The organism is Brevibacterium sp. HMSC08F02, from assembly GCF_001807555.1.
Lineage (GTDB): Bacteria > Actinomycetota > Actinomycetes > Actinomycetales > Brevibacteriaceae > Brevibacterium > Brevibacterium ravenspurgense.
In genome coordinates this window covers 68040-77498 of the sequence record NZ_KV789345.1, presented here as the reverse complement: position 1 = coordinate 77498, position 9459 = coordinate 68040, and the positions used below count along the sequence as shown (strand labels likewise).

Genomic DNA, 9459 nt, shown 5'->3' with positions numbered 1-9459 from the left:
TCGGCCCCGTCGGCATGGACGAATTCGTCAACAAACGCCTGTTCTACACCAAGGAGGACTGAATGAGCATGGACTACAAGGTCATCAACCCGGCAACGGGAGAGACCGTTGAAACGTTCCCGGCCATCAGCGACGACGAACTCGAAGCAGTTCTCGCAAAGGCAGAAAAGGCCCAGCGCGAATGGGCTGAGCTCGACATGAGCGAACGGGCGAAGATCGTCCACCGCGTTGCCGACCTCTACGACGAGCGCGCCGAAGAGCTCGCCGAAATCATCGGCGTCGAAATGGGCAAGCGCCGCTCGGAGGCCATCGGCGAAGCCAAATACTGCGCAAAGATCTACCGGTACTACGCCGACAACGCCGCAGAGTTCACCAAGGATGTTCCGCTGGATGCCCCCGGAGGCAAGGCTGTCATGCAGCACAAGCCGGTCGGCACCATCCTCGGCATCATGCCGTGGAACTTCCCCTACTACCAGGTGGCTCGCTTCGCATCCCCCAACCTCATGCTGGGCAACGCGATCGTTCTCAAGCACGCAGAAATCTGCGCAAAGTCGGCCGGTGTGATGGAAGAGATCATGCTGGAGGCCGGCGTGCCGGAAGGTGTTTTCCAGAACATCTACGCCAAGCACGACCAGATTTCGAAGGTCATTGCCGATGACCGCATCGCCGGTGTTTCGCTCACCGGTTCCGAACGCGCCGGTGCCGCAATTTCGGCTCAGGCCGGCAAGGCGCTGAAGAAGGCCGTTCTTGAACTCGGCGGTTCCGACCCGTACATCGTGCTGGACTCCTCCGATGTCAAGGCTTCGGCTCAGCTCGCCTACAAGACCCGCCTGTTCAACACCGGCCAGGCGTGCAACTCGAACAAGCGGATCATCGTCATGGACGACATGTACGAAGAGTTCGTTGACGAACTGGTCCGTCTGGCATCTGAGGCCACCCCCGGCGACTACACGAGCGAAGACCCGAACGTCTACATGCCGCTGTCGTCGCGCGCAGCAGCTGAGAACCTCTACGACCAGATTCTGCGCGCCAAGGACGCCGGCGCCACCATCCGCACCGGCGGGCAGATCTCCGACGAGGGCGCTTACGTGTCCCCGACCGTCATCACCGACATTCCGGTGGGCTCGGACATCTACTACGAAGAGTTCTTCGGTCCGGTGCTCGTGGCCTACCCGGTGTCCTCTGACGAAGAAGCGCTGGAACTGGCCAACAACACTCAGTTCGGTCTGGGCGGCACGGTCTTCAGCGAAGACGTCGAACGCGCCCAGAAGGTCTCCGACCGGCTGGAGGTGGGCATGGCTTCGGTCAACATCCCGAAGGCCGGTGCCGAATACCTTCCGTTCGGCGGTGTGAAGCGCTCCGGCTACGGCCGTGAACTCGGCCCCGTCGGCATGGACGAATTCGTCAACAAGCGCCTGTACTACGTGGCCGACTGACGCAAACCGTGCTCACCTGAGCACAGCGCCTCAGCCAAGCGGCGCCTCGTCAATTTATGACGAGGCGCCGCTTTTATTTCACAAATATTCCGAAATGCGTCAACGTCGGAACACGCATGTTTGCCCGTTCATATGATGAAAAAAATTCATCCAGAAAGGAGCATCATGACCATTCGCGTTTCTCACGCCGGATCACTGCCACGCACCGACAAGCTGATTACCGCCAACGCCGCACGCTTTGATGACAACATCGACACAGACGAGTTCGGACAGCTGCTGACCGATTCCGTTGTCGACATCGTCAAGCGCCAGAAGGACGTCGGCATCACGGAAGTCAATGACGGCGAATACGGTCACGCCATGGCCGCCGAAAGGGACTACGGCGCCTGGTGGCATTACTCCTTTGAACGCACCTCGGGCCTTGAACTGCAGGATGTGCACTTCCACAATGCTCCCCCGGTCCGCTCTGAACCGGGCAAGGTAGTGCTGACCAGCTTCCCCGACCGCCGCGACCGCCACCTGTTCCCCGGTGTGTACGGCGACGCGGAAGCTTCTGGCGCTGACACCGGACAGCAGCAGCAGTTCCCGGTGGCCGTCGAGCCGGTGCGCTACATCGGCCAGGAGCTCATCCAGCGTGACATCCAGAACCTTAAGAAGGCCTGCGAGGCAGCCGGCATCGATCCGTCGACCGCCTACATCAACTCGCTCGGCCCAAGCTCTGCCGCACGCATCGAGAACGGCTACTACGACACCGCGGAAGAGTTCATCTGGGCCATGGCCGATGTGTTCCGCGAAGAGTACCTGGCGATTGCCGAAGCCGGCTTCATCATCCAGATCGACGACCCTTCGATTGCTGAGAACTGGGACCAGATCAACCCCGCCCCCACGTTCGAGGAGTACCGCAAGTTCACGCGCCCCCGCATTGAGGCGCTCAACTACGCGCTGCGCGGCATCGACCCGCAGCAGGTGCGCTTCCACACCTGTTGGGGCTCCTGGCACGGCCCGCACGTTACGGACCTGCCCTTTGAAGAGATCGTCGACGATGTACTGAGCATCAACGCCGCCGGCATCACCTTCGAAGCCGCGAACGTCCGCCACGAACACGAATGGCGCATCTGGGAGGACACCAAGCTGCCCGACGGCAAGTACATCATCCCCGGCATCGTGTCCCACTCGACGAACATCGTTGAGCACCCGCAGCTGGTGGCAGACCGCATTGAGCGCTTTGCCCGCCTGGTGGGCCCCGAAAACGTCGTCGCCTCGACCGACTGCGGTCTGGGCGGACGCGTCCACCCTGAAATCGCCTGGGCGAAGCTCGAAAGCCTCGCACAGGGCGCTGAAATCGCATCCAAGCGCCTGGGCAGCTGACCCTGGCGAGCTGATCACCTAACACTGGCACAGAGACAAGCGGCGCCTCGTCATTCTTCTGACGAGGCGCCGCTTGCTGTCCGCGGTCCGGTGCGGCTGCCGCTGGGCACTGGTTCTGGAACCGGCGGTCTACCGTTTGCCGCGGGCGGCGATGATGGCGAAGACGGTGCCGAAGATGCCGATGAAGATCTGCCCGCACAGGCCCAGCAGCGCCATCATGAGCGCCCCGCCTTCGCTGACCCACACGGCCAGGGCGATTGTGGCCAGCAGTGAGATCACGGCGATCCAGGGGGCTGCGGCAATGTAGATGAACGCGGCCCGGTGGGCGTGCTGCCACACTTCCGGTGAGCGGCGGGTGGCACCCATGCGGATGCCCCACCGGTCGTTGGGGCCCAGCCGACCGGCGGCCGCGGCGCGGGTCGGAAACCACAGGAGCGCCGCCGCTCCGAAGCCGAGCAGGGTGAATACGGCCGTTGCGATCAGCGTCGGGCTCACTGTTCGCCGCCTTCAGCCAAGCCCAGACGGTCAAGCATCCAGGCCATCCAAAACGCTGCTTCGCGCCACGAGTCATAGCGGCCGGATGCTCCACCGTGACCGGATGTCATGTCGGTTTTGAGGATGACATCGGCGCCGACTTCGCGCAGACGGGCCGTCCACTTGGCGGGTTCGACGTACAGCACGCGGGTGTCGTTGAGCGATGTGATCGCCAAAATCGGCGGGTACTCCTGCTGCGTGACGTTTTCGTACGGCGCGTAGCTGCGCATGTACTCGTAGAACTCCTTCGAGTGCAGCGGGTCGCCCCACTCTTCCCATTCGATGACGGTCAGCGGAAGCTCCGGCATGAGCATCGAGGTGAGCGAATCGACGAAGGGAACGTCCGCGATGATCCCGGCAAAGCGGTCCGGAGCCATGTTGGCGACCGCGCCCATGAGCAGACCGCCGGCGGAACCTCCGCGGGCAACCATGCGCTCAGCTGTCGTCCAGCCGGTGTTGATCAGGTGGTCGGCAACGTCGATGAAGTCGGTGAAGGTGTTCTTCTTGAACTCCATGCGGCCCTGTTCGTACCAGTGGCGGCCCATTTCGCCGCCGCCGCGAATGTGGGCGATCGCGAACACGACGCCGCGATCGAGCAGGCTCAGGCGGGCGGCCGAGAACGCCGGGTCCATGGAAGCTTCGTAGCTGCCGTAGCCGTACAGGTTGAGCGGTGCTGGGCCGCTGCGGTCAACAGCGTCGGTGCGCCACACGAGGCTCACCGGGATCTGCGTGCCGTCGGCCGCCGTTGCCCATTCCAGGGTCTGCGAGTACGCGCTGATGTCCACACCGGGAACCTCGGTCACCTTGCGGATCTGCGTGCTGGTCGGAGTGCAGTCAGCGACCGTGTGCGGACGGACGAGCGAACCCATCGTGACTCGCACGTGCGGCTGGTCGAAGGCGTGGTTGTCCGCTGCGATGAAGCGGTAGCCGGCGTCCTCACCGGAGTCGACCTCAGTCATCGGGCGCACGCCGTCTTCGGCTGCCGCGTTCAGGTCGATGATGCCGACCCGGGCAAAGCCCGCGCGCCTGTAGCCGACGGCGATGAGGCCGCTGAACGCCTGGACTTCTTCAATGCGCATGCCGCTGACATCCCGCAGCACGCGGCGAGCCTGATCCGCGGAGTCTGCCGAGGTGCCACGGGCTGCCGCTGGAACATCGACGATGTCGAAGTCGGCTCGGTCGCGGTTGTGGACGATGAGGAAGCGGTCTTCCCCATCGATCACGGCGTGTTCGACGGAATAGTCGACGTCCTGCTCACGCGGCCACACCGGCTGCGGTTCGGCAGTCGGGTCCGAGGTGGGGATGAACCAGGTGCCGGACGTGGTCTTCGCTTCGGTCGCGATGAATAGGTAGTCACCGGTGCGGGAGAGCTCAGCGCCGACGAAGAACCTTTCGTCGTCTTCTCGGAACACAGCCTCGTCGCTGTCCGTCGACGCACCCAGGGTGTGCCGCCACACGGTGTCAGGGCGCCAGGAATCATCCACGGTTGTGTAGTAGATGTGCTTGCCGGTGCCGTCGAAGCAGGCGCCGTAGAAGATGCCGGAGATTTCGTCGAGCAGATCTTCGCCTGTTTCCAGGTTGCGGATGCGCAGCGTGAAGCGCTCATCGCCAACCCGATCGACGGCGTAGACAAGCAGTTTTCCGTCGGGGGAAACATCGAGAGAGCCGACTGCGAAGAAACTGCTGTCACCGGCTTCAGCGTTGAAGTCGATGAGCTGTTCTTCGCCGTCCAGAGCAACACCCGGTTCGATGCCGGGTGGGGTCCAGCTGTCAGCGTCGCGCACTGGGACACGGCAGTAGGCCGGGTAGTTCTTCCCCTCCGAGGTGCGGGTGAAGTACCAATGGTCGCCGCGGCGGGCGGGAACTGAGAGGTCGGTTTCCTTTGTTCGCGAACGGATCTCGTCGAAAATCCGCTCACGCAGGCCGTTCAGGTGCTCCGTGCGAGCATCCGTGTACGCGTTTTCGCGGTCCAGGTAGTCACGGACCTGCGGGCTGTCTTTGTCGCGCATCCATTCGTAGTTGTCGACGAACGTGTCGCCGTGGAAGGTCCGCTCGTGGGGAACCTTCTGCGCGGGTTCGGGTATCTGCGGGGTTGAGTGCATGCCACAAGGGTAACCGGCACGCACCCGTTCGGCAGATCAGTCCAGCAGGTCGTGGCGGACGATCGACTGTTCGCGGTCGGGACCCACGCCGATGACCGAGATTCGGCAGCCGGACATGCGTTCGAGCGCCAGCACGTAGTCCTGCGCGTTCTTCGGCAGGTCATCGAAAGTGCGGCAACCGGAGATGTCTTCCTTCCAGCCGGGGAAGGTTTCGTAGATCGGCTTGGCGTGGTGGAAGTCCGACTGGGACATCGGCATTTCGTCGAAGCGCTCACCGTCGACGTCGTAGGCCACGCACACTGGAATTTCGTCCAGGTCGTCGAGCACGTCGAGTTTGGTCAGCACGTAGTCGGTGAAGCCGTTGACGCGGCTTGCGTAGCGGGCGATGACTGAATCGAACCAGCCGCAGCGGCGCGGACGGCCGGTGTTGACGCCGAATTCGCCGCCCTGCTTCTGCAGGTATTCGCCCATGTCGTCGAACAGCTCCGTGGGGAACGGGCCCGCACCGACGCGGGTGGTGTAGGCCTTCACGATGCCGACGACGCGGTTGATGCGGGTGGGGCCAACGCCGGAGCCGACGCAGGCACCGCCGGCGGTGGGGTTGGACGAGGTGACAAACGGGTAGGTGCCGTGGTCGACATCGAGCATGGTGGCCTGGCCGCCTTCCATGACGACGACCTTGCCTTCGTCGAGTGCCTTGTTGAGCAGCAGTTCGGTTTCCGCCACCATCGGCGCAATGCGGTCGCGGTACTGCGCGAAGTACTCCATGATTTCGTCGACCGTGACATCGCGGCGGTTGTACACCTTGACCAGAAGTTCGTTCTTCTGGCGCAGGGAGCCTTCGATCTTCTGACGCAGGATCGATTCGTCGAAAAGGTCCTGCACGCGGATGCCCAGGCGTGCGGTCTTGTCCATGTAGGTGGGACCGATTCCGCGGCCGGTGGTGCCGATTGCGCGTTTGCCCAGGAAGCGCTCCGTAACCTTGTCCAGCGTCTGGTGGAAAGGTGCCACCAGGTGCGCGTTGGCGGAGATCTTGAGCTTCGAGGTGTCAGCACCGCGAGCTTCCAGACCGTCGATTTCATCGAACAGCGCTTCGAGGTTGACGACGACGCCGTTGCCGATCACAGGCGTGACATTCGGCGACAGAATACCTGCGGGCAGCAGCTTGAGTTCGTACTTTTCGCCGCCGACGACCACCGTGTGCCCAGCGTTGTTGCCGCCGTTGGGCTTCACGACGTAGTCGACCTGGGTACCCAGGATGTCTGTGGTCTTGCCCTTGCCTTCGTCGCCCCACTGGGCACCGACGACCACGATTGCAGGCATTCGTCACCTCACGTTGACTTCTTCGCACATTCAGCGCATACAAAAAGGCGGATGACCGCCGTTGCCACCCCATTCTATCGGATGGGCAGAAATGTGATGCGGGGCACGGCGCACTGACGGGCCCCGAACACCCCTACCGGCAGACAAAACCGGGGCAGCCCCACACGTCAGAAGCAGCCCCGGTCAGTAACAGGCTAAGGCGAGCGGCGCCTCGTCAGCTTCCAGAGCCGATGCGGTCAATGGCCTCCGGATCGGAGTCACGGAGGAACTTCTCAATCCGCTGGGCCTCTTCGGATTCGCCGATGCCGGCGGCAGCCCGGCCCAGGTTGTACAGGGCGTGGAGGAAGCCGCGGTTGACCTCGTGGGAGTACGGAATCGGACCGACACCGCGCCAACCGGCCTGGCGCAGAGCGTCGAGGCCACGGTGGTAGCCCACGCGGGCATAAGCGTAGGAGTCCACCAGGCGGCCCTCGGAGAAGGCCTCGTCGGACAGTTCGGCCCAGGCCAGGCAGGACGCCGGGAGGTCGTGGGCCACGTCAATGGGCTCTTCGCCGGCGTCCAGGCGGCGGCGCGCCTCAACATCCGGGTGGTCATCCGGCAGGTAGGTGGGCTGGGGGCCCAGCTGCGAAGCGTCGAGGTTGCCGATGTGTGCGGGTTTGCCGAGCGGCTGGCTCATGTTTCTCCTTCAGCTGTGAAAGCGCGGGGCGCGCTTCACTTGTTGCTTTTGACAGCGGGCGGCTGGACGGCAAAGGGATCAGTGGTCAGCGCACCGAAGATGCCGTCCTGCTCAAGCGCCTTGAGCTGCTTTTCTGAGGCAACACCGGAAGCCCACACGCGAATTCCCGCGCTGTCATAGGCGTCCGTGTCGAGGCTGTCCTCACCGGCCTCCAGCGCGACCATCGAAACACCGGCTTCTTTGAGCTCGCCGGCAGTTGTCGATGTGACTTCGCCAATGTACATGCCGGTGGCGCCGGCTTCTTCGGCGGCACTGAGAACTTCGAGCGACGTCGAGCGAACGATGAGCGCATCCGGGTTGGAGCGCTTTTCGGTGATCTCCAAAACGTCGCTGAGCACTTCCTGCGATTCCACGCGGGGTGCGAACACCAGGTACTTGCCATAGCGCTTCATAGCGTCGTCAAAGGTGATTGGGGTGCCGGGGCGGGTCTGCTCCTCACTGTCGCCTTTGCTCTTGGCGGGCGGAATCTTGGACGACAGGAACTTGTCAGTTGGCGTTTCGTTCAAAGGCTGGGCCAGGTTGAGGTCCGCCTGCGCGGATTCGGCGTTGGCCAGCACGAGGTCGTCATCGGCGGTTTTCGCCAGGTCAACCGCCGGGAGGTAGCCGAACTTGGCGTTCTCTTCGACCGCTTCAAGCGAATTTGCCGGCAGGGAGTCCGAACCTCCGCCGAGTGCCGCCACGGCAGGTGTGTTGAGGCCGTCGACAGTCAGCCGGTCTTTGGGCGTGAGAACGAAGACCGCCACGGCAATCAGGATGCCCACCAGCACGAGCCCACCCGCAATGAGCGGGGCGTTGAAACCCTTTGCCGGCTGTTTGCCGAACTCAAACTTCTTGCTCATGGGCGGTCCTGTTCTTCTGTCCTGTCTTCTGCCGAGGTGCCGCGCGCCTCTGTTCTTGATCGGTCGGCATCGCTGTGGTCGGCTCCCGTGACGATGCCCTTGAGGAAGCCGGTTCCCCACGCAATGTGCATGGTCGGCACGGCCGCGGCGAAGGCTGCACGCTCCTGTTTGTCAGCGTCCTTCGCCGTCAGCGCGAGCGCTGACACGACGGCGGCGTAGGAGGCGGCGCCGACTTGCGATGCGCCGATTCCCCACCGCACGGGCTTTGGCAGGCGACGAGCCGCGCCGGTGGCCTGCAGCGCTGTTCCCACTGCGGCGGTCGCCAGGCCGGCAACCAGCACGGGCGGAGCAAAGTAGCGCAGGCTGTTGCGGGTGCTGTGGCGGCGCACGATTTCGGCCCGCCATTTGCCGGTTGCGTAGAACTGTTGGGCCACGCTGCGAATATCGGCGCGCGGCCAGTAGGTGACGACGAGTTCCGGGTTGAACCACACGAGTCCGCCCGCCGCACGGATGCGCAGGTTGAGCTCCCAGTCCTGCCCCCGGCGCAGGGTGGGATCAAAGCCGCCCAGGAGTTCGAACACTTCTCGGCGGAAGATTCCGAGGTAAGCAGATTCGCTGGGGCCCGCCTGCGCACCCGAATGATAGGCGGGTCCGCCCAGGCCAATCGGCGACATGTAGGCGCGAGCAACGGCTTTTTGGAACGGGGTCTCCCCCACCGCGCGCATGAGTCCGCCGACGTTCGCGGCACCCGTTTCGCGCAGAGTGTCAACACCGATCGCCGCGTAGTCCGACGGCAGTTCGGAGTGCGCGTCAACCCGGATGATGACCGGGTAGCGGGTTTCGGCAATCGCCAGGTTGAGGCTCGTGGGGGTATCGCCCGCGGGGTTGTGCACCACGTGGACGCGGGCATCATCGCGGGCCATGCGCTCGGCGATTTCAGCTGTCCGGTCAGTTGAAGGACCCAAGCCTATGACGATTTCCTTCGGCCCCAGGTACTCCTGGTTCAGCACCGTCTGCACGGCGCGTTCGATCCGGCTCTCTTCGTTGAGCACCGGCATGATGAAGGACACGCCGGGACGCTCATCGAGTTCCCACAGCTGGGAAAGGTCAATGCTCACGCA

8 protein-coding genes are annotated in these 9459 nt (G+C 63.5%); 2 read left to right on the top strand and 6 right to left on the bottom strand.

What is annotated here, in order from left to right:
- Positions 1 to 62 precede the first annotated feature (62 nt).
- Together HMPREF3172_RS02085 and HMPREF3172_RS02080 are read left to right on the top strand one after the other, a co-directional pair.
- Positions 63 to 1436 carry an NAD-dependent succinate-semialdehyde dehydrogenase gene (locus HMPREF3172_RS02085; protein WP_061941570.1) on the top strand — a complete coding sequence of 458 codons (1374 nt, stop codon included), beginning with the start codon at positions 63 to 65 and terminating at the stop codon, positions 1434 to 1436.
- Positions 1437 to 1601: 165 nt separating this feature from the next.
- Positions 1602 to 2804, top strand: coding sequence for a cobalamin-independent methionine synthase II family protein (locus tag HMPREF3172_RS02080; RefSeq protein ID WP_083281367.1), 1203 nt, complete (start codon positions 1602 to 1604; stop codon positions 2802 to 2804).
- 129 nt (positions 2805 to 2933) lie between these two features.
- Here HMPREF3172_RS02080 and HMPREF3172_RS02075 read toward each other — a convergent pair whose 3' ends face one another.
- The 6 genes from HMPREF3172_RS02075 to HMPREF3172_RS02050 form a co-directional block, all read right to left on the bottom strand.
- A complete protein-coding gene (locus tag HMPREF3172_RS02075) occupies positions 2934 to 3299 on the bottom strand; it encodes an SdpI family protein (protein WP_070515040.1) in 366 nt (121 codons plus the stop codon).
- A complete protein-coding gene (locus HMPREF3172_RS02070) occupies positions 3296 to 5440 on the bottom strand; it encodes a S9 family peptidase (protein WP_070515039.1) in 2145 nt (714 codons plus the stop codon). Before HMPREF3172_RS02070 ends, HMPREF3172_RS02075 begins: the two co-directional genes overlap by 4 nt.
- 36 nt (positions 5441 to 5476) lie before the next feature.
- Positions 5477 to 6763: an adenylosuccinate synthase gene (locus tag HMPREF3172_RS02065; protein ID WP_070515036.1), complete on the bottom strand. Its 1287-nt coding sequence runs from the start codon at positions 6761 to 6763 to the stop codon at positions 5477 to 5479.
- A gap of 214 nt (positions 6764 to 6977) precedes the next feature.
- Positions 6978 to 7439 (bottom strand): DUF3151 domain-containing protein, encoded by a 462-nt coding sequence (locus tag HMPREF3172_RS02060; protein WP_083281366.1) that lies wholly within the window; start codon positions 7437 to 7439, stop codon positions 6978 to 6980.
- A 35-nt stretch (positions 7440 to 7474) separates the two neighbouring features.
- Complete coding sequence (locus HMPREF3172_RS02055; protein ID WP_070515034.1) at positions 7475 to 8338, bottom strand: hypothetical protein; 864 nt, start codon at positions 8336 to 8338, stop codon at positions 7475 to 7477.
- Positions 8335 to 9456, bottom strand: coding sequence for a glycosyltransferase family 2 protein (locus tag HMPREF3172_RS02050; protein WP_070515032.1), 1122 nt, complete (start codon positions 9454 to 9456; stop codon positions 8335 to 8337). The genes HMPREF3172_RS02055 and HMPREF3172_RS02050 overlap by 4 nt, the downstream gene beginning before the upstream one ends.
- Positions 9457 to 9459 lie beyond the last annotated feature (3 nt).